The organism is Bifidobacterium biavatii DSM 23969, assembly GCF_000741165.1.
Taxonomy (GTDB): Bacteria; Actinomycetota; Actinomycetes; order Actinomycetales; family Bifidobacteriaceae; genus Bifidobacterium; species Bifidobacterium biavatii.
Window position 1 is genome coordinate 25,151 of the sequence record NZ_JGYN01000018.1, and the last position, 16,370, is coordinate 41,520.

Genomic DNA, 16,370 nt, shown 5'->3' on the forward strand with positions numbered 1-16,370 from the left:
TGGCGCCAGAGTTGCCGGTGATGCAGGGAACACGTCGTCCGTCGGGGAGTTTGACGTACGACCATGAATAGTCGTTGTCCATATTCCCCACAATGTAGGGATCCTCGTATGTGCCTTCCGTGCAGCCGGCGAGCGCACTAATGTAAAATCCGGCGCAAACTAATGTGATCATGCGTTTGACTAATGTAATTTGGTTCATTGTTCGTTCTCCGGGATGGGTTTGCCGAGGGTGAGGCTGAGCCAGCGCCAGAGGCGTTCGGCGTCGTCCCAGTCGAATTGGAATGGGTCGTCGGGGGTGAGGTTGAGTTTGAGTTCTGTGGGTTGGTTGTTGGTTGGGTGTGATTGGGTGATGAGTTCGGTTCGGCTGCTCATGATTTGCTCCGGTGTGGTTTCGGTGCCGTATTGGTACATGTATTTGGCTTGTTCGTCGATTCGTTGGTCGGTGATGGTTTGCCAGTTGTCGGCGTACCAGTCGGCGAGCGCGCGGCGTAGGTCGTTGTAGGTGAATGTTTTGGCGAGTTTATTCATTGTTGGGTTTTTCATATCGGTTGGGTTTGCCTTCTTGTGCATCTTTGTAGCCTTCGTAGTAGGAGTCGGCTTGATCGTCTGTGAGGTAGCTCATTAGTATGTCGCGCATGATTTCCCATGGGATGCGTTTGCCTTGTTCTCCTTCGCGTGTGTGGATTTCATCGATGTTGGGGTAGTAGTTGGCTTGTGGCCACCAGTACATGCATTCGAAGCAGTACAGGCCTTCGCCGTATTTGTCTCCCAGATCGATGAGGTTCAGGTCTGCGCCGTGGATGGAGCAGATAGGGTCTGGGTCGTAATGCACTCGGGGGATTTTCATTTGTTGCCTTTCAGGGTTTGGTAGATGTGTTGGTATTGGTGGGCGCCGTTGCAGATGAGGTTCCATCGGCGTATGGCGTGCAGGTAGTAGATTCCTTTGTAGGGTTCGAAGTCCCAGTCCAGACGGCATCGTTGACGGCAGTGCGTGCATTGGAAGATCAACTGCCAGTATGGGGAGGCGTAGGGTTCGGTCCTGTGTTCCCATCGTGCCGTGATTCTGCCGTGGCAGCGCGGGCATGAGCTGATCTTGCGGAATCGCATCACTGGTTTTCCTCCTGTTCGATGAGCTGGTCGAGATCGTAGAGCGCCGAGTCGAGGTCGCCGAGGGCGATACCTCGCCATACCCGGTATTCGGGACAGTCGACCACGGTCTCGGCTTGACCGATCAGCCGACTGAGCATGTCACGTTGCTGGCGTGTCCATGCGATTCGCTCACCCCGTTCGATGCAGCGGCACAGGTACCAGCGGGCCTTCTCCAAGTCCTCGACCGGACGTCCCTTGCTGTGGTAGCGCCAGAGGTACTTGATCGCGTTGCCCATACAAAAGCTCGTGTCCACAGTCAGGTCGATGCACTCCATGCCCGGATGCGAGCGCGTGTAGTGATCCGGACTGTTGATCGGATCATTCACCCAATGCTTGTTCATGCGATGTACCCCTCTTTCGCGATGCGCAGCAGATCCAGATACGCGGCGTAATCGGACCGGTCGCGTTTGATGCAGTCCTGAACGCGATGCGTGCCCGCATGGTCCTGATACGGATCCTCGTCAAGCGCGATATCGGCCATACGAAACGCGGTCAAATCGAGTTTCCGGTGGCTTAAATGCGCTCGCAGCCAGTTGGGTCCGAGCCACTCCTGGAATTGGTTGGTGAGGACGTCAAGGTCGAAGTCGACGTTCGTGCCTGCGGGATGCAGCGTGTATTTGCTGGCTTCGTCCTGGATCCATTCGTTGAGACTGGTGGCGATGACCGGGTAGCCGACGCCGCTCTGATGCGCCGAGCTGGCGACCATGTCCCATAAACCATTGTTCAGGTGCATGCGCAGCGCGGCGGGACTGATGTCGAACAGGTCGAGGCTGGTGGGACGGACGATGCTGACGAACTCGTCACCGTCCTGCACGCCGTCCATGCCCGTGACGACCATGCCGATCTCCAACAACTTCGACTCGTCGCGGTCAAGCCCGGTGGTTTCCACGTCGATCCACAACAGGCGATCCGGATTGACCGGCGGGGTGGGCGGATCCAACGACACAGTGGCGAGCGCTGCGGCGGTGGTGTCGGGTTTGGTGTGGGTGGTTTTCATTGGTTGTCCTTTCGGTAGGGTGTCCATGTGCCGTCGGGGTTGAGGAGGATCCACCCGTGGCGGTGGGTGAGGAGTGGGATGGTGGTGGGGTCGGCCCATGCGTGGACGAGCCAGCCGTGTTGGTAGGCGTGATCGGGGTGGGCGTGGATTTCGCCGTGGCATCCGGTCGTGCCGGATCCGCACAGGAGGATGAGGTTCGATGGCTGGTTGAGATCTGATCCGCCGTGGCTGCGCAGGCGTCGGTGGTGGATGCTGTAGCCGCTCCACGAGGCGTCCAGATCCCGGCCGCAGACTAGGCACCGGTAGGCGTCCCGGTGCAGGATCAGCCTGCGAGTATCGCTATCCGGGCCTTTCACGGTTGGCCCTCGGTCTTCACCGTGGGGCACTCGTAGACGGGTTGCGGCTTGTCGGCGTGCAGATCGTGCGTGATGGTCGCGCCGAGCAGCGTGCCCACGCTCAAACCGATCAGGAACACGCCGACCATGAGACGGCGGGTCATACGGTTTCCCCGTCCATGCTGGGAATGATCTCGACCTGATAGCCGCGCATGCCATCCTTGTGCTCGAGGGTGATCAATGCCTTGTCTCCGTCGTGCTCCAGTTCGTGTTCGATCGGATGCAGCATGAACGCCGACACCAGGGCGCTCACGTGCTGCGAGCGCAGGCCGTCGAGTTCGCGGTTGGCGTGCCAGAGTTGGTGGCCGAGCGTGGCCTGGACGATCGACACGCCGAGCATGAGCCCGTCGACCGCGATGGCGAGCCGGTTGGCGTCGAGCAGCAGGTTGGCGATCGTGAGCGAGACCCACAGGAGCGTGAGGGCGAGCCATGGCCATTCGTGTTTCAGCCAGCATTTCATGGTAAAAATCCTTTCGTTTCAACGGTTTTTAGGCGATGGTGGCGAGATCGTCGACGATGATGCCCTTCGCGGCGAGCTCGTCCGCGGTGCCGTAGGTGAGCCTGTTCACGATCTCGCCGGATTCAACGCCTTCGCTGATCATGCGGGCGACTTGAGGCACCCATTGCAGACGGGTCGCTTCGTCGGGATACCGGCGTTTGACCAGACGGCTTGACGTGAGCAACTTGCGCGCCCTGCGTTCAAAGTCCGACTGGCTGCCGGATTGGCCGGCGAGCGCGGGGGGTGTGGTGAGGTTGAGTTCTCGTGCCCGGTGGAGCCAGTTCGTGAACGCCGCGTCGGGGTTGGCTGGGGGTTTGCCGGTTTCGGCGATCTTGCCGAGGAATTTGGTTAGCTCCCAGTCGCAGTCGACGTGGTAGTCGGCGGCGAGTTTGCGGTGGCTGCTGGTGGGGGTGAACGCGGCGAGTGCTTGGAGTCGTGTGGTTGTGGTGTCCGTGGTTTGCGCGCGTACTCTCTCTTTGGATGTTCTTAATGATTGTTCTATGTATGTTTGGGTGTCATGGGTGCCACCCCGTTTCGTCACCGGTGCTACCCCGCGGGGTGTCACTGGTGCTACCCCGTCGTCGGTTTTTGACACCCCGCGGGGTGTCGTGGGTGCTACCCCGCGGGGTGTCGCTGATGACACCCCGTCGTCAGGGTGCGGGGTGTCATGGGTGACACCCCGTTTCTTGGCGCGTTCGGCCTGCTTGGCCTTGGCGCGGCGGCGAGTGTACTCGACCTGTTCGGCCTGGGCGAGGGTGATGTGGTACACGTAGGGGCTGCGGTCGGCGCCGTAGCGGGTCCCGTACTCCTCGTCGCGTTCCAGCAGGCCGTGCTTCTCGAGGTAGCGCAATGCGCGGATCACGGTGCTGGTGGAGCATTCGCATTCGTCGGCGAGCGTGCTCACCGACGGCCATGCCCGGTCGTTCTCGTCGGCGTAGTTGCACAGGTGTTCGAGAACCTGCTTGGCGCCGCGGTCGCCGACCTTGGTGCGCATGGCACGTCCCGTCAACAATGCGCTCATGGTGTCTCCTTGATCGGATTAATGTCGATGCCCGTGACCCGCGTGTTGTCCGCGAGGCTGGCGAGCATGGCCTGCAATGCCATCGGGCTGACCGACGGCGGACACTCCCGGGGATGCTGGTCGACCGTCTGGTAGGAGAAGCGGCCGGCGCCGGTGGGGGTGGTGTAGTTGATCGTGGTGCGGGTGATCATCGCGACTCCAGTTCGAGCGCGATCCTGCGCCCGTAGCCGGTGAGCCGCCACCGGTCCTCACTGGCCTGTTCTACGAGGCCGAGATCGTCGAGGATCGCGAGCGTGCGCAATCGGTTGCTGTTCTGGGTGATGACGTCCGCGACCAGGAGCCGTGACATGAGTCGGGTCTGCGCCGGGGTGAGGCGCACGTGCTTGCCGGTCTCCACTCGGATCCATGCCATCAGACCGCCTCCGGTTTGCGGGACACGAACACGCGGAACTTGTTCTTCGGGTTCTCGATAGCCTGCGCGTCGTAGCGGCCGGCCGGCTTCCACGAGCCGGAGTGGGCGCGGCGAATGTTCGACGCCCACTGGCTGGCGGCCTTGTACGAGTCGAACGTGAGATTGATCTCACGCCAGCGGCCGGGCTGTTCGTCGCACAAGGCCGCCAATGCGGCCCACTTGCCTGATAACCCTTGTCGTGCAGGTCCACCGGCAGCACGTTCCACCAGCCGTCTTCCGGATCCTCCGGTGTCACGGAAGCCTCGGCCGGCGCGTCCTGGGCGGCGACCTTCAACGCCTGATTCAGGCTGAGTTGCGGCTGGTCCTCCAACACGGTCACGGCCGGCGTGATCAGATCCTCGTACGTGCGCGCCATGTACAGGCGGGCCGCACGCCTGTCTCTCGTGTCGAGGTCCTGCCATGCGGCGTTGCACAGTTCCTCAAGCTCGCTGTTCTTCCTTCTCGACATCACTGCCCCCTTTTCCTAGAATTCCGGATCACTGTCGTGGTGCCCGCCGAAGTCGGCGGAACCGCCAAACGACTGGCCGCCGCCCCATGGATCCTCCGGGCCGCCGGCCGCCGTATCCACCTGCGGCGCCGACGGCGCCGCGGCCTGTTGTCCGTATGTGGCGCCGCCCGCGTACCCGTTGCGGGGTTTCGCCTGGGCGACGCGGGCCACGGCCGCGGTCGCGTAACGCAGGCTGGGGCCGATCTCGTCGACCTGCAGTTCCATCACGGTGCGGTTCGTACCGTCCTGCGCCTGATAGGAACGCTGCTGCAAACGGCCCTGGGCGATCACCCGATCGCCCTTCGACAGCGACCGAGTCACGTGATCCGCCAGGTCACGCCAAGCGGAACAGCGCATGAACAACGCGGCACTGTCCTCCCACTGGTTGGACTGTCGGTTCCACGTGCGCGGCGTAGACGCGATCGTGAACGACGCGACGTTCACGCCGCTGCCGATCGTGCGCAGTTCGGGATCCGCGGTCAGATTCCCGACGATCGTGAGCATGGTCTCGTTGGCCATAAATGTCTCCTTTGGGTTAGTTGCCGTACAGCACTTGATGACGGGTCTTGTTGCAGTCGTGCTCCCGCCAATGGATCACCGCACGAGGCGAGTAGATCAGGCGAGAACCAACGCGTCGAGGTCGGGGGCCCTTGTCCAAAGACGACCAGTTGTACAGTGTCTGCACCGCGATGCCGAGGAACGCAGCCGTTCGCTTGACGTCCCATCCGTCGTCGTTCTCGGGGATCAGGTCGTTCCCTGCCATATTTGTCTCCTTGTCGTGTCCGGCCCCGTTGCAGCGGAGCCGGTTCTGGTTGTGTTTTCCTTGTTGGCGAGCACCGAAGTGCTCTCGTGGACTGCGCCGGAATTGCACCGGCGTCCCGACGTTTGCCACGGTGACGAGTCCGTGATCTGCGTTCCGGGGGCGATCTTGCTCAGCCCGAGTTGACGCCGGAGACCGGCGTCGGGTTACCGTGCCTCGATCAGCGCGAGCAATCGCAATGGCACGTAGCCGCACGCTACGAGCCATGCGATCGTGTTGCCGATCGGATGCGCGCACCCCTCATGCGTCAACAGCCAGATGAGAGCCGTTGCGAGAATGAGTAGGAGCGTGAGGTACGGGTAACGATGCCGACCGCCGGCTGAACCTGTGGCGAGACCAACCGGGTCCACCCGATTGTTTTTCTTCACATCCGACGGGCGGCAAGACTGGTGGTAAACGGCGGTGATCATCGTTCCGCCTTCTTGTTGTTGGGAATGGGACTGGTGGCGGCGGAGAAGCTGCCGCCACCGTCTTCTCCTAGAATGTTGTCGAGCATCGTGTAAAGGGCGCGATGCCAGTTCAAAGGAGAAGTATCATGGTTGCCTCGCAGCGTGAGTTGCTGAAGAACGCGTTGAACAACATCGCCACGGGCACGAGCATCGCCGCTCGGATCCAGAAGAGCACGCAGGATCCTGAGATGCGGGAACTTGCCAAGGCCGTTCATTTCATCGGTTATGGGGCGCAGGAAACCGTTCTCGCCTTGACTGACAAGGGCCGTATTCAGGATCTCTAGGCAGAATCGCGCGGTCGCATCGAGCTGGCATAGCAGCGCTTCGCGGTTCATGGCCGTGTTCAGCCCGTCGTATTCCTCCGGTGTTATCACGTCGAGGAGCATGCGCGGGTTGAGCATGGCCTGCTCCAAATGGTGCAGGTCTCCGGTGCGAAGGCCTTCCTGCAGTGTGTACAGCAGGTCGGTGAGCTTGTCGTCCATGGTCATCGGAACGCCGTAGTCCATCATTTCGTCTCCTGGTCTGCGAGTTGTTTGGCGTGGCGGGCTTCGCGGATGGTGCTGGCGATATGCCGGTTGAGCGTTTGAATGTCACCCATGCTCATGTCCTCGACGTCGAACGTGGCGCCGTTGAGATGGAAGTGGAGCGCGAACCGGTACGGGTCGCCCGACCGGCCGGTCAGATGGTAGGTGGCCTCATATCCGTCGTTGCTCATTTCGGGATTGAACCGGCTCATTGTTTTGCCTCCGTGTTGTCGAGTGTTGTGATGACCTGCCATACTTCCGCGGGGTTGAGTGTGATGACGCTGTCGGTGATGCCGAGGTCGCCGAGACGCAGTTCCGCGCTCCCGTCCGGATAGGTCTTGACGGTCAACGGTCGGGCGGGATCGTCGCGGTTGATGAGTTTGAGTAGTCTCATCGTGCGCCTCCGTCGGTTAAGCTGTTCGGTATGGATTGGATTGCGGAGCATGGCGTCGAACTCGCCGGGTTCCTTTTCACGTTGGCCGTGACCGTCACCGGTTGGGTCGTGGAACATAAAGCGGCCAAGGCCCGCGACGACGAACGGCGTGAAGATATCAAGCTGTTGGAAAGCCAAGTGGATGCCTTGCGGGACCAAGCCGCCAGTCTGAGCGAGCAGACTCGGATGCGGCGCGCTGATTTCGACAAGACGCCGTTCAGCGAGGCCGAATGGGTGCGCGGAGCCGTCCGCCGTGTCACTGTCACTGGGGCGAGACGCGTGTATGTCGAGTCGGTCGAATGCATGAATCCGGACGTGTTGTTTCGATTGCGTACACCGTTGCCGGACTCGTTCGAACCGTCCGAGACGATTGAATATCTCATCAACGGGCCGTACCCGGTGGTGTTCTCGTGGCGTTGGGACGATAAGCCGGACATGCCGTTGAGGACTGTCCGCAGGGTCTCGTACAGGCCCGAACGGTGATCTGTCCGTGAGGCGAGCTTGTAGCCTTTCTCGATCCCGTTGATGTACAGCCATGCGTCGTCGAAACGGTATGGTCCTGAGCTGCCGTTTTCGGTGTTCACGTTGAAGTAACCAACCTGCGGGATACCATCGATGCGATAGTCGGACGGGGACACGGTCAGTCGCGGTCCTCCGTTGGCAAGGGCTGCCGCGCACAGCCACATGAGTCTCGCCAGCCCGTGATCCGACATGGTCTCCGGCATGCGCTTGTCCATGCCGGAGACGCCGTTGCCGAAGTCCACGCGTTCCAATGATTCCCCCGGAGTCCACTCACGAACGTCATCCTTGTTCATGCGCCTCATCGTGCGCCTCCATCAGCGAGCGCCGAAGCAGAAGACTTGACAGAAGACTCTTCGGCGAGCGCCATGAGTTCGCTCGGCTTGCGCTTGAGATAGAGTGCAGCGGCTACGAACTCGCTGAGCTTCATGTCTCCGCTAGCGAAACGGTCGGAGATTGTCTGTCGGCTAAGTCCGAGCGGTACTGTCAGCTCAGTGTTTGTAACTGCATCTGCGCCGGCGGCACGCTTCAGTTCCTTCACGCTGGCGACTGTGAGACGCTCGCCGTTCAACCTTGTGTCAAAATTTGTGGACATGGCTACTACTGTAAAAACTTTCGGTCAGTCTGTCAAATCTTTTGGTCGGCGTGTCGTCAAATTCGGACATTTACCATGTAGTCATGGCAAGAAAAGCAAGAGCATGGACAGCCGTCGACACGGAAGCGGTGCGGCATATTCTGAGACTTCGAGATGCCGACGTTCGACACTTGTCACTAAGAGCGATAGGTACGGCGACCGGTATCAGTCATGGGCGCATAGGCGATCTGTTCAACTTCGCAAATGGCGCACCATCCCTTAACGAGTTCGTGTCGTTATGTCTTCTGTTCAATCGCCGGCCATCACAAGTCATGGAAGAAGTCATGCGAACGGTGGAATCAGCCGACGGATCAGAATTGGCAGCGCTTTCTTCTGGCAGCGCCTCCGATGACGACGCCGTCAGCGAGCGCTCGCCGGATTCTGATGAGGAGGTTGCGAAGCGTGCGCTCGGTCGTCTCATGGACTTGGCCGCGAAGCACGGTGATACCGAAGCCGAGCAGGAAGCATACGAGGAACTGCCGTGATTGATGTCAGCGCTACGGCTGGGCGTATGGCTCGGGTAGTGGTTACCGACCAGTTGTCTGCCGGCTGGCAGGGCGCATACGATGCGGAGGAGAACGTGATCCTGATGGCGGATGATCTGACTCCGATTCAGTATGCGTGCGTTCTGGCGCACGAGATGAGCCATGCCAAGCATCACGACAGAGGCTGTCGAGCGGACCGGTGGACTGAGCGGAGAGCCGACATCGAAGCGGCGCGCATGCTCATCATCCTGGATGACTACAAGCGGGCCGAGCAGGTCTGCGACGACGTGACATGGATTGCCCATGAGCTTGAGGTCATGCCGTGGGTTGTGATCGCTTTCCGGGAATACCTCCATGACAGGGGATTGTGATTATGGGTTTGCTGTCTTGGTTGAAGAGCTTGTTTGGCGGTACTCGGGATCAGTCCCTCACGAGTGACTCACGATCTCTCGACAAGATTGATCCGACCGCCTATGCGATGCTGCAAGATTTCCGATCGAAGGCATTCTCGGCTGATGCCGTGGTAATTGACACGGAGACAACCGGTACGGGATCTGACCTGCAAATCGTGGAAATCGGAGCCATCCTACTCCATGGAGGCAACGCGTTTTACGAGTATGAGCAGCTCATAAACCCCAATAATCGATTGTCGGAATTCACAAAAGAGCTCACTGGAATTACGGAGGATGATCTCGTCGTCCAACCCAATGCGCGACAGATCATACCTTCCTTGGTAAATGCGATGCGACCGCTTACCGTCATCGGTCACAATGTCGCATACGACATCGCCGCGATCAATCAGGAACTTGACCGGGCGAACCGCCCTCGATTCGAATCCATCAGCATCACCGATACGATGCTGCTGGGCCGTAGAATGTTTCCCGATGCGCCATCAATGAGCTTGGTGGAGCTTTCGAGGTTGCTCGACGTTGCGGACTCGGAAGAACATCGAGCTTTAACGGACGCCAAGCAGACGCTGGAATGCTGGCAGTTACTGTCCAGCATGATCAAGCCCGCGAAGATATCCCGGCGTGAACGGCAGGAACTGGACCGTCGTGCCATCGAGGAGAGACGACGCAGAGACCATCTGTTTTTCATGAGCCAATATCTTGAAGAACGCGACATCACGCCCGTCAACGAGCAGCCGGTGGGAATCGTCATCAAAACGTTTGAATGCGGTGTCGCCGTTTCCGGATGCCGTGATCATCAGGATATTCTGCGTAAATACGGATACGACGCATGGCTGTGGGTCTTCGTCCTCGAAGACCTGATCAGAAAAGGCATGTATGTCGGATACCCGACATATTGGGTATACCTTGACGGCGAAGAAATCGGACACATCACCAAGAAACAGATGGAACGCCATTATGGGCAAGTGCCGGCGGAAGGCGCAGTCATGATCGCCCATATTCCAAACCAAGAGAAAGACAAGCGGGCCGGTATGTGGCGGCTCCGCCTGCAAATGCCGTTTGACCATGATCCGGCTGATCTTCCTATGCAGGTCCCTAAGCCATCCAGAAGCATACAATCCCGACCCCCACCGGAACCTGAGCCGATCGACTTACCTCGAGAAGCAACCCGGCAAGCATCCGGGAAAGCGAGAGACATCACGTTCATCAACAAGAAGCCCCATACGAAGGTCCTCTCGCCGATTGGCAGAGTCGTGATCATTGACGTGGTACATGAGGCCGACGTCATCTTTTCGGAGTTGACAGGCAGCGTCCACGCTTGGGTGATGGTCAAGCCTGTAGATGATCAACTCGTTGTCCGATTGAAGGGACAGATCATAGGGACTGTTGATCTTCCTGCTGACCTAACTCCGTATGGGAACGAGGCCCGAGTCACTGCGGCAGTGATCAGCAAAGATGATGGGGGAATAACCATATCGGTTGAACTGCCGTAAATACTAAAATGCCCCGCACCGGCGTAACGCCGAGTGCGGGGCTGACTCCGGGATGAGTGCTGCAACATTCATCCCGGCACATGAGAAACACCACCCAACAAGGAAAACGAAAGGAGGAGTTCCACCCATCATCATACCGCGAGCGCGGCCGTGGGATGGGCGGAGCATACCCGGAATGGCGAACATCACGAAATACCAGACCGCCAACGGCATCCGTTACCGTGTGCGTTACAGGAAGCCCGACGGCACCCAAACTGACAAGCGGGGTTTCAAACGCAAGATCGACGCGGAGACGTGGGCGGCGAAGCAGGTTACCGTCGCCAAGGCCGAGGGAACGTTCATCGACCCGACGGCGGGCAAGGCCACGGTCGGCGATCTCGCCGAAGCGTGGCTGGCGAAGAAGCGGCTTGGTACGAAGCCCAGTTATTACGATGATCTGGAAGGCGCGTGGCGCAAGTACGTGGCTCCCACGTGGCAGTACGTGCCGGTGTCTGCCGTGACGCGTGAGGACGCGCAGCAGTGGGTGGCCCAGATCAGCCGGGGCAAGACCGTCAAGGACGAGCGGGGGAGAGACGTTGTCCTGGTAAAGCCGAAGAGCGCGAGCGTGGTCATCCGGGCGCACGGCGTCTTGGCTGGGATCCTCGACGACGCCGTCACGGATCGGCGGATCCCCGTCAATCCTGTGCGTGGCGTGGAACTGCCGCGCAAAACTAAGTCGAAGCACACGTATTTGACCGCCGTGCAGCTCGACCGGCTAGCAAACGCGTGCGGGGGACAACGGCGCACGCTCGTGCTCACGCTGGGCTTGTGTGGCATGCGATGGGGAGAATGCGTCGGCCTGACCGTCAGCGACATCGATTTCACGCGACGACGCATCAGCATCAGTCGGAGCGCCACACAGATCAACCGGCGTATCGTCGTCGGCACGCCGAAAACGCATGAGATACGCACCATCATGTACCCCAAGCAGCTCGACATGCTCTTGCGAGCGCAGTGCGCCGGTAAAACCGGGGGCGAGCTGGTGTTTCAGGATTCGTCGACCGTGGACGGGTATGTGCATCAGCCGCACAGTCCGAAGGCGGACGGGTCGAATTGGTTTGCGCGTGCCTGTGATATGGCGGGCGTGCCGAGGATGACGGTGCATGATCTACGGCATACGGCCGCGTCGTTGATGGTGCGCAGCGGTGCGAACGTGAAGGCTGTGCAGCGTCAGCTTGGTCATGCGTCGGCGGCGATGACGTTGGACGTGTACGCCGACCTGTTCGACGATGATCTGGACGCGCTCAGCAGTGAGCTGTCGAACATGCTGCTTCAGGAAAATGTGGGCAAAATGTGGGCAAACGAGATGTTGGAGGTGGCGTGATCTAAGCGGCAGTAGGGCTGTCGGGCGTAAGTGTCGCGGGTTCAAATCCCGCTGAGCCGACAGGGATGGCGGAATTCCAATGGTTTTGAGACCATGGGATTCCGCCTTTTGTTGTTATCGGGTACTGATCGGGTACATTGCTGAACGATCGTTTCCTCATCGCAGAGATGCGACGACTCCGGTATCTGATAAGTCGAACCTATGGGAATTCTGGCGTTCACGGGAGTGCCGATGGTTACTCGATGAATACTCGGTGTGCTGACTCGTATGGGCCAAGACTATGGGTGGGCAGAAGGACTGTGGCAAGTCGAAACCTACGCCGGCATTTGGTGACGGCACGCCGAAATGACATAATCCGGAACTGGCCAGCTGGACGCGCGGGATCTGCTCGCATATCTCAACCGACCGCATGTGTCATTGCCGAGATAGGCGAGTCACGTGCCGTACGTCCGAGAGGAATGATCTTAGTCGCTTTTCCCGTTTACGGTTGTCGCAGAATCGGCATTCCCAGTACGACAGCACTATCCATCCTTCATCTGCGAGCTCTTGCCGTCCCCGCAACGCTTCCTTCCATTGGATCGCATGCTCGTTTTGCCATATGCGCAGCGTCTCGGGAGGAAGTGCCTTCCTTTTGCATTCCGAACGGTCGTGCCACAGGCATGGGTCCACAAATATCATGAGCCGATATTTCGGCAACACGATGTCCGGCGGACCTGGATAGCGATCATCGTACTTACGGAACCGGAATCCGTTGCGAAACAGGCACGACCTCAACTGAGACAGCAGCGGTTCCATATACGAGGATTTCTCGGCCGTCGTCACGTTTTGGGAACCGGCGACCTGCAATGCGTAGAACATGCCCAGATCCTGTTCGTCCGAACTGTATTTGAAGGATATCCTGACGTCCGGGGCCACGATTCTCGCGATCGTGCGTACCGTCTCTTTCGCTTTCTCTAGGGATTGTGATGTGCCGTGTGCGTCCAGCTCGGGAATCGTATACATCCATTCATCTTGGATGTTCTCGATGAATGCGGTGACTCCCTTGAGCTTGGCCGGTTCAGGCGCGGGTGTCACTGTATGCTGTTGTTTTCGGATCTCCCGATTATTGCGGGGGCCTTTTGACGTCAGATGGTATCCGTGACATTGAGGACACAAGTAATAGCGGCATTCCTCTTTGGCGGAGACGGCGCCGCGACGTGCACGGCGTGTCGATGCCAGCGCAATTTTGGCGTCCAGTTCGGTGCTGTATCGAATCTTGCCGCACGATCTGGTCGTCTCCTGATGATCTATATACTTCCACTTCTGCCGTCGCATCTGAAATATGCGAGCTTTCTGCTTCGGCGTTTTCAGTCCCATGGCGCCTCCCGGCAACGGCGAATGCGGATGATCTCCCATTGTCCCACAGCCGATACAAACCTTCAACGGGAGGGGAAACGAACTTGACTGTATTTCGTACACATGCAGGTTTGTGAAATCTCACTGTGCATCATCTTTTCTGCAGGATGGACCGTATGCCGCCAATATCTCGAACGGATTTAGCAACAGATGCACTGTCTGCCTCTCATATCGGCATTCACTGGCTGTGATGCACCACATCGCAGCAAGTCGGATATCAATCAAACAATGATGGAAACCAGCAGCACCAGCTCAATCGCGGGGGAGACGGACCGCTTGACGGCCGCATGACGCTTGTCGGGACTGCCGGCAAACAGCACACCACGGCAGCGAGCGCCATCGACAAGGTGCCGGCAGACATCACCGTCAAACCTACGACAGATCGTCCGCTCAGCGCAATTAACGCGCCCAATAGGGCCATGATGCCGAGGAACAGATTGTAGATGCCCTGTTATAAGCCATTTCTTTTGTGTTGACTCGGCTTCTCGAACTGAACGGATGATGATTTCCATGGTCTTCGGTTCGGTCCACCGTAACGATTCGAGCATGAAGATCAACACGTGAAGCAGCCCGGCAAGAATGGCGAATGTGCAGGATGCAATGAGCATGCGCACTTCCTTTCATGTGGAAATACGGGACGCATACGGGGTAGCAAGTTCACGTCCATCCTTGCCACCAATCTGGAAGACATTGCACTATCCCGACTGTCACGAAAGGTGCTCGCACACATCATGGCCGATTACAAGGGCATTCCGCTGGTTTCGATTCCCGAGTTCGTGCGTGCGGCGGCCGAGTGTGAAATGATGGTGGTGGACACCGAAACCACCGGTTTGCATGCGGGCGCGAGGGTGATCGAGATCGGTGCGCTGTTGGTGCGCAACGGCGAACCGTGGATGGTGTGCGACGAACTGTTGGATCCGGGCTGTGACCTGCCGGCTGGCATCACCGTGCTCACCGGCATCAAGGAATCGGATCTGCAGGGAAAACCGGACTCGGAAGACATGTGCCGCCTGTTTTGCGAAGCTGTCACTCCGGATATTCTCGTTGTCGGGCATAACATTCGGTTTGATTTGCGCATGCTCGGCGGCGCGCATCATCCGATGCTCCAATACGCGGCCATGAGCGAGGATACGCTGGATTTGGCAAAGACGCTGCTGCCGAACGCGCCGTCGCATTCGTTGCAGGCCGTGATGCGGCTGCTTGGCTTTGATGAGATCGAAGAGCATCGCGCGTTGTCGGATGCATGGTGGACGTGGCGTTGCTGGGATCGGCTGACTGATGTGCAGCAGCCGATCGTGTTGAGTCCGCGTGAGGTTGGTCTGGAGCGCATACGGCTTGGCGAGGATCGCAAGCGCAAGGCGGCCGGGTTGCTCACGGGCCGCCGGATGGACGACCGTGGACTTGAACCGGTCAACGACAAGCCATCGCTTGATTTGCCGGTGCTGGAGACGTACGAGTGCGGCGTGAATGTCAGCCATGTGGAACATTGCGAGCTGCTTGCCGGCTATGGTTACGATGCGTGGGTGTGGGTACGCGTTGAACGCGGCGTGAAGGAGACTGGTCCGTTGGCGGGCACGCCAACGTATTGGACGTGGCTTGACGGCGTGCGTATCGGCGACATCACGCCGTTGCAGATGGCGCGTCATTGCGGCCAAGTGCCGGGCGGCAACGCGATTTTGATCGCGCATGTGCCTAACAGACAGGCGGATAAGGATCGTGGCGTTCATAATCTGCGTATTCAGTTGCCCGCGCCGCATGAGGAACGAGATCCGGAGGAATTCTGAGAGTGATCGTGGCCGGTCCTTCGTGCGCATGGTGTTGCAGATGGCGGGATGCCGCCGAATTTAGTCGCCGTTGTATTCCGTTTCGTCGTTTGGACTTGCATTTCGCCGGGATCTTGGGAGATGCTCTGGGGAGTCATATATGTGTGAGCTGATCTACCAGAATATGCATGATGCCGGTCTTCTCGCGGGAGAAAACCGGCATCATATCATCCTGCGTCCGCGTACCATCCGGCGCTGTCGTCCAAATGCCCGGTGCCGTGATCGTTACGATCGTCGTGACCGACGTTGGTTGAGACCGGAGTGTTGAGCAGATAGGTTTCCGCGAAGTCGAGCGGGGTCGTCACCATGATGTTCCTTTCAGTTACGTTTGCGGGCCCAAGACAACGGCATTCCCCTTGCCGTTGGATCAATGCTGACACGGAATGTTCCGCATCGCAATGGGTCGGTTAGAGGTGTTAACTCTACCCGGTTAACGGTTCGGGCTATAACGTTCGAGGCTGTTCTGCACCGGATCCAAACAAGATTCGCCGGAAGCATATTCCGGCGAATGTGAAGGATGGTTTGCATGACGAGAGGCTGCTGGAAGATGCACTGTTGCGTTGTGCCGGCAGACGGTTGATGTTGTAACGCGGCTGCGTGATTGTCCAAGTGCTATTGGTGCGCGATGATGCGTTACGTGTGTTGGCAATGAACGGTGACTGGTGGTGGTCTTTGCGATGGGGATTGCGGTGATATGTCGTCTATTGGTTGTGTGTTGTTCATCTGGGTGTTGTTTTTGGGGTTTAGGATGGTTGTAGACGTGGTTTGGTGCGTTTGCGACACGCCGAGGGAGTCGTGTGTTTTCAGTGGTTTTGGGGTGTTGTTGTGTTTGTTGGTTTGCGTGGTTGTGGGTTGTCGTGTATGTTTATCTCTTGCTGCCGGTCAGCGAGTGGTTCTCTTCTTTGGGGTTGCGGACTGATCGTGTGGTGGTGGTTTGAGAACTCAAGAGCGTGTTTGTACTACTTTTAGAGTCAATGTTTTGATGCCAGTTTGTTGTCCGCC

The 16,370-nt window shown here is 58.7% G+C and carries 27 protein-coding genes; 6 read left to right on the top strand and 21 right to left on the bottom strand.

All coding sequences use genetic code 11. The features are described 5' to 3' along the window. Positions 1-195: 195 nt before the first annotated feature. The 17 genes from BBIA_RS06790 to BBIA_RS06875 all read right to left on the bottom strand — a co-directional run bounded on the left by BBIA_RS06790 (position 196) and on the right by BBIA_RS06875 (position 7,207). Complete coding sequence (locus tag BBIA_RS06790; RefSeq protein ID WP_152600660.1) at positions 196-570, bottom strand: hypothetical protein; 375 nt, start codon at positions 568-570, stop codon at positions 196-198. Next, positions 521-847, bottom strand: coding sequence for a hypothetical protein (locus BBIA_RS06795; protein WP_033496298.1), 327 nt, complete (start codon positions 845-847; stop codon positions 521-523). The genes BBIA_RS06790 and BBIA_RS06795 overlap by 50 nt, the downstream gene beginning before the upstream one ends. A 259-nt stretch (positions 848-1,106) precedes the next feature. After that, positions 1,107-1,490: a DUF3310 domain-containing protein gene (locus BBIA_RS06805; RefSeq protein ID WP_033496302.1), complete on the bottom strand. Its 384-nt coding sequence runs from the start codon at positions 1,488-1,490 to the stop codon at positions 1,107-1,109. Continuing rightward, entirely contained in the window at positions 1,487-2,146 is a 660-nt protein-coding gene (locus BBIA_RS06810; RefSeq protein ID WP_051923868.1) for an exonuclease domain-containing protein, read from the bottom strand. Before BBIA_RS06810 ends, BBIA_RS06805 begins: the two co-directional genes overlap by 4 nt. Then, positions 2,143-2,502 carry an HNH endonuclease gene (locus tag BBIA_RS06815; protein WP_033496304.1) on the bottom strand — a complete coding sequence of 120 codons (360 nt, stop codon included), beginning with the start codon at positions 2,500-2,502 and terminating at the stop codon, positions 2,143-2,145. The genes BBIA_RS06810 and BBIA_RS06815 overlap by 4 nt, the downstream gene beginning before the upstream one ends. Beyond that, on the bottom strand, positions 2,499-2,645 hold the full coding sequence (locus tag BBIA_RS14230) for a hypothetical protein (protein ID WP_156103684.1): 147 nt from the start codon (positions 2,643-2,645) through the stop codon (positions 2,499-2,501). Before BBIA_RS14230 ends, BBIA_RS06815 begins: the two co-directional genes overlap by 4 nt. Beyond that, positions 2,642-3,001, bottom strand: a complete 360-nt coding sequence (locus tag BBIA_RS06820; RefSeq protein WP_033496306.1) for a hypothetical protein — start codon at positions 2,999-3,001, stop codon at positions 2,642-2,644. The genes BBIA_RS14230 and BBIA_RS06820 overlap by 4 nt, the downstream gene beginning before the upstream one ends. 28 nt (positions 3,002-3,029) lie before the next feature. Then, positions 3,030-4,061, bottom strand: coding sequence for a helix-turn-helix domain-containing protein (locus BBIA_RS13355; protein ID WP_051923869.1), 1,032 nt, complete (start codon positions 4,059-4,061; stop codon positions 3,030-3,032). Continuing rightward, positions 4,058-4,252, bottom strand: a complete 195-nt coding sequence (locus BBIA_RS06835; protein WP_033496308.1) for a hypothetical protein — start codon at positions 4,250-4,252, stop codon at positions 4,058-4,060. Before BBIA_RS06835 ends, BBIA_RS13355 begins: the two co-directional genes overlap by 4 nt. Beyond that, positions 4,249-4,473 carry a hypothetical protein gene (locus tag BBIA_RS06840; RefSeq protein ID WP_033496310.1) on the bottom strand — a complete coding sequence of 75 codons (225 nt, stop codon included), beginning with the start codon at positions 4,471-4,473 and terminating at the stop codon, positions 4,249-4,251. The genes BBIA_RS06835 and BBIA_RS06840 overlap by 4 nt, the downstream gene beginning before the upstream one ends. After that, positions 4,473-4,673, bottom strand: coding sequence for a hypothetical protein (locus BBIA_RS06845; RefSeq protein WP_035138191.1), 201 nt, complete (start codon positions 4,671-4,673; stop codon positions 4,473-4,475). The genes BBIA_RS06840 and BBIA_RS06845 overlap by 1 nt, the downstream gene beginning before the upstream one ends. Before the next feature lie 323 nt (positions 4,674-4,996). After that, positions 4,997-5,539, bottom strand: coding sequence for a single-stranded DNA-binding protein (locus tag BBIA_RS06850; protein WP_033496313.1), 543 nt, complete (start codon positions 5,537-5,539; stop codon positions 4,997-4,999). Positions 5,540-5,555: 16 nt separating this feature from the next. Beyond that, a complete protein-coding gene (locus BBIA_RS06855; protein WP_033496315.1) occupies positions 5,556-5,783 on the bottom strand; it encodes a helix-turn-helix transcriptional regulator in 228 nt (75 codons plus the stop codon). Between the two features lie 203 nt (positions 5,784-5,986). Beyond that, positions 5,987-6,250, bottom strand: coding sequence for a hypothetical protein (locus tag BBIA_RS06860; protein WP_033496317.1), 264 nt, complete (start codon positions 6,248-6,250; stop codon positions 5,987-5,989). Continuing rightward, a complete protein-coding gene (locus BBIA_RS14235; RefSeq protein WP_033496319.1) occupies positions 6,247-6,798 on the bottom strand; it encodes a hypothetical protein in 552 nt (183 codons plus the stop codon). The genes BBIA_RS06860 and BBIA_RS14235 overlap by 4 nt, the downstream gene beginning before the upstream one ends. Next, positions 6,795-7,025 carry a hypothetical protein gene (locus BBIA_RS06870; RefSeq protein ID WP_033496321.1) on the bottom strand — a complete coding sequence of 77 codons (231 nt, stop codon included), beginning with the start codon at positions 7,023-7,025 and terminating at the stop codon, positions 6,795-6,797. The genes BBIA_RS14235 and BBIA_RS06870 overlap by 4 nt, the downstream gene beginning before the upstream one ends. Beyond that, positions 7,022-7,207, bottom strand: coding sequence for a hypothetical protein (locus BBIA_RS06875; RefSeq protein WP_033496323.1), 186 nt, complete (start codon positions 7,205-7,207; stop codon positions 7,022-7,024). Before BBIA_RS06875 ends, BBIA_RS06870 begins: the two co-directional genes overlap by 4 nt. Before the next feature lie 30 nt (positions 7,208-7,237). Between BBIA_RS06875 and BBIA_RS06880 the strand changes: the two genes are divergently transcribed. Next, positions 7,238-7,729 carry a hypothetical protein gene (locus tag BBIA_RS06880; protein ID WP_033496325.1) on the top strand — a complete coding sequence of 164 codons (492 nt, stop codon included), beginning with the start codon at positions 7,238-7,240 and terminating at the stop codon, positions 7,727-7,729. A gap of 337 nt (positions 7,730-8,066) precedes the next feature. Here the strand turns inward: BBIA_RS06880 and BBIA_RS15055 are convergent, their stop codons facing one another. Further along, positions 8,067-8,195 (bottom strand): hypothetical protein, encoded by a 129-nt coding sequence (locus BBIA_RS15055; RefSeq protein ID WP_274518578.1) that lies wholly within the window; start codon positions 8,193-8,195, stop codon positions 8,067-8,069. A 248-nt stretch (positions 8,196-8,443) separates the two neighbouring features. Here BBIA_RS15055 and BBIA_RS14240 point away from each other — a divergent pair, with 248 nt between their 5' ends. The 4 genes from BBIA_RS14240 to BBIA_RS06905 all read left to right on the top strand — a co-directional run bounded on the left by BBIA_RS14240 (position 8,444) and on the right by BBIA_RS06905 (position 12,150). Further along, a complete protein-coding gene (locus tag BBIA_RS14240; protein WP_152600662.1) occupies positions 8,444-8,884 on the top strand; it encodes a hypothetical protein in 441 nt (146 codons plus the stop codon). Then, positions 8,881-9,255, top strand: a complete 375-nt coding sequence (locus tag BBIA_RS06895; RefSeq protein ID WP_033496331.1) for a DUF6782 family putative metallopeptidase — start codon at positions 8,881-8,883, stop codon at positions 9,253-9,255. Before BBIA_RS14240 ends, BBIA_RS06895 begins: the two co-directional genes overlap by 4 nt. 2 nt (positions 9,256-9,257) lie before the next feature. After that, entirely contained in the window at positions 9,258-10,787 is a 1,530-nt protein-coding gene (locus tag BBIA_RS06900; RefSeq protein WP_033496333.1) for a 3'-5' exonuclease, read from the top strand. Between the two features lie 175 nt (positions 10,788-10,962). After that, on the top strand, positions 10,963-12,150 hold the full coding sequence (locus tag BBIA_RS06905) for a tyrosine-type recombinase/integrase (protein ID WP_033496335.1): 1,188 nt from the start codon (positions 10,963-10,965) through the stop codon (positions 12,148-12,150). Between the two features lie 414 nt (positions 12,151-12,564). On the opposite strand, the gene BBIA_RS14880 is transcribed toward BBIA_RS06905, so the two are convergent. Together BBIA_RS14880 and BBIA_RS15240 are read right to left on the bottom strand one after the other, a co-directional pair. Continuing rightward, a complete protein-coding gene (locus tag BBIA_RS14880; RefSeq protein WP_033496337.1) occupies positions 12,565-13,506 on the bottom strand; it encodes a hypothetical protein in 942 nt (313 codons plus the stop codon). Positions 13,507-13,762: 256 nt separating this feature from the next. Then, entirely contained in the window at positions 13,763-13,966 is a 204-nt protein-coding gene (locus BBIA_RS15240; protein WP_420796691.1) for a hypothetical protein, read from the bottom strand. A gap of 310 nt (positions 13,967-14,276) precedes the next feature. Between BBIA_RS15240 and BBIA_RS06920 the strand changes: the two genes are divergently transcribed. Further along, positions 14,277-15,329: a 3'-5' exonuclease gene (locus tag BBIA_RS06920; protein ID WP_033496340.1), complete on the top strand. Its 1,053-nt coding sequence runs from the start codon at positions 14,277-14,279 to the stop codon at positions 15,327-15,329. Between the two features lie 206 nt (positions 15,330-15,535). Here the strand turns inward: BBIA_RS06920 and BBIA_RS14250 are convergent, their stop codons facing one another. Further along, positions 15,536-15,676 (bottom strand): hypothetical protein, encoded by a 141-nt coding sequence (locus BBIA_RS14250; RefSeq protein ID WP_156103686.1) that lies wholly within the window; start codon positions 15,674-15,676, stop codon positions 15,536-15,538. Between the last annotated feature and the right edge of the window lie 694 nt (positions 15,677-16,370).

Excerpts from the sequence above, each read along its gene's own strand:
- BBIA_RS06790 (WP_152600660.1), bottom strand. The coding sequence starts at position 570 with ATGCACAAGAAGGCAAACCCAACCGATATGAAAAACCCAACAATGAAT.
- BBIA_RS06795 (WP_033496298.1), bottom strand. The coding sequence starts at position 847 with ATGAAAATCCCCCGAGTGCATTACGACCCAGACCCTATCTGCTCCATC.
- BBIA_RS06805 (WP_033496302.1), bottom strand. The coding sequence starts at position 1,490 with ATGAACAAGCATTGGGTGAATGATCCGATCAACAGTCCGGATCACTAC.
- BBIA_RS06810 (WP_051923868.1), bottom strand. The coding sequence starts at position 2,146 with ATGAAAACCACCCACACCAAACCCGACACCACCGCCGCAGCGCTCGCC.
- BBIA_RS14230 (WP_156103684.1), bottom strand. The coding sequence starts at position 2,645 with ATGACCCGCCGTCTCATGGTCGGCGTGTTCCTGATCGGTTTGAGCGTG.
- BBIA_RS06820 (WP_033496306.1), bottom strand. The coding sequence starts at position 3,001 with ATGAAATGCTGGCTGAAACACGAATGGCCATGGCTCGCCCTCACGCTC.
- BBIA_RS13355 (WP_051923869.1), bottom strand. The coding sequence starts at position 4,061 with ATGAGCGCATTGTTGACGGGACGTGCCATGCGCACCAAGGTCGGCGAC.
- BBIA_RS06835 (WP_033496308.1), bottom strand. The coding sequence starts at position 4,252 with ATGATCACCCGCACCACGATCAACTACACCACCCCCACCGGCGCCGGC.
- BBIA_RS06840 (WP_033496310.1), bottom strand. The coding sequence starts at position 4,473 with ATGGCATGGATCCGAGTGGAGACCGGCAAGCACGTGCGCCTCACCCCG.
- BBIA_RS06850 (WP_033496313.1), bottom strand. The coding sequence starts at position 5,539 with ATGGCCAACGAGACCATGCTCACGATCGTCGGGAATCTGACCGCGGAT.
- BBIA_RS06855 (WP_033496315.1), bottom strand. The coding sequence starts at position 5,783 with ATGGCAGGGAACGACCTGATCCCCGAGAACGACGACGGATGGGACGTC.
- BBIA_RS06860 (WP_033496317.1), bottom strand. The coding sequence starts at position 6,250 with ATGATCACCGCCGTTTACCACCAGTCTTGCCGCCCGTCGGATGTGAAG.
- BBIA_RS14235 (WP_033496319.1), bottom strand. The coding sequence starts at position 6,798 with ATGATGGACTACGGCGTTCCGATGACCATGGACGACAAGCTCACCGAC.
- BBIA_RS06870 (WP_033496321.1), bottom strand. The coding sequence starts at position 7,025 with ATGAGCCGGTTCAATCCCGAAATGAGCAACGACGGATATGAGGCCACC.
- BBIA_RS06875 (WP_033496323.1), bottom strand. The coding sequence starts at position 7,207 with ATGAGACTACTCAAACTCATCAACCGCGACGATCCCGCCCGACCGTTG.
- BBIA_RS06880 (WP_033496325.1), top strand. The coding sequence starts at position 7,238 with ATGGATTGGATTGCGGAGCATGGCGTCGAACTCGCCGGGTTCCTTTTC.
- BBIA_RS15055 (WP_274518578.1), bottom strand. The coding sequence starts at position 8,195 with ATGAAGCTCAGCGAGTTCGTAGCCGCTGCACTCTATCTCAAGCGCAAG.
- BBIA_RS14240 (WP_152600662.1), top strand. The coding sequence starts at position 8,444 with ATGGCAAGAAAAGCAAGAGCATGGACAGCCGTCGACACGGAAGCGGTG.
- BBIA_RS06900 (WP_033496333.1), top strand. The coding sequence starts at position 9,258 with ATGGGTTTGCTGTCTTGGTTGAAGAGCTTGTTTGGCGGTACTCGGGAT.
- BBIA_RS06905 (WP_033496335.1), top strand. The coding sequence starts at position 10,963 with ATGGCGAACATCACGAAATACCAGACCGCCAACGGCATCCGTTACCGT.
- BBIA_RS14880 (WP_033496337.1), bottom strand. The coding sequence starts at position 13,506 with ATGGGACTGAAAACGCCGAAGCAGAAAGCTCGCATATTTCAGATGCGA.
- BBIA_RS15240 (WP_420796691.1), bottom strand. The coding sequence starts at position 13,966 with ATGGCCCTATTGGGCGCGTTAATTGCGCTGAGCGGACGATCTGTCGTA.
- BBIA_RS06920 (WP_033496340.1), top strand. The coding sequence starts at position 14,277 with ATGGCCGATTACAAGGGCATTCCGCTGGTTTCGATTCCCGAGTTCGTG.
- BBIA_RS14250 (WP_156103686.1), bottom strand. The coding sequence starts at position 15,676 with ATGGTGACGACCCCGCTCGACTTCGCGGAAACCTATCTGCTCAACACT.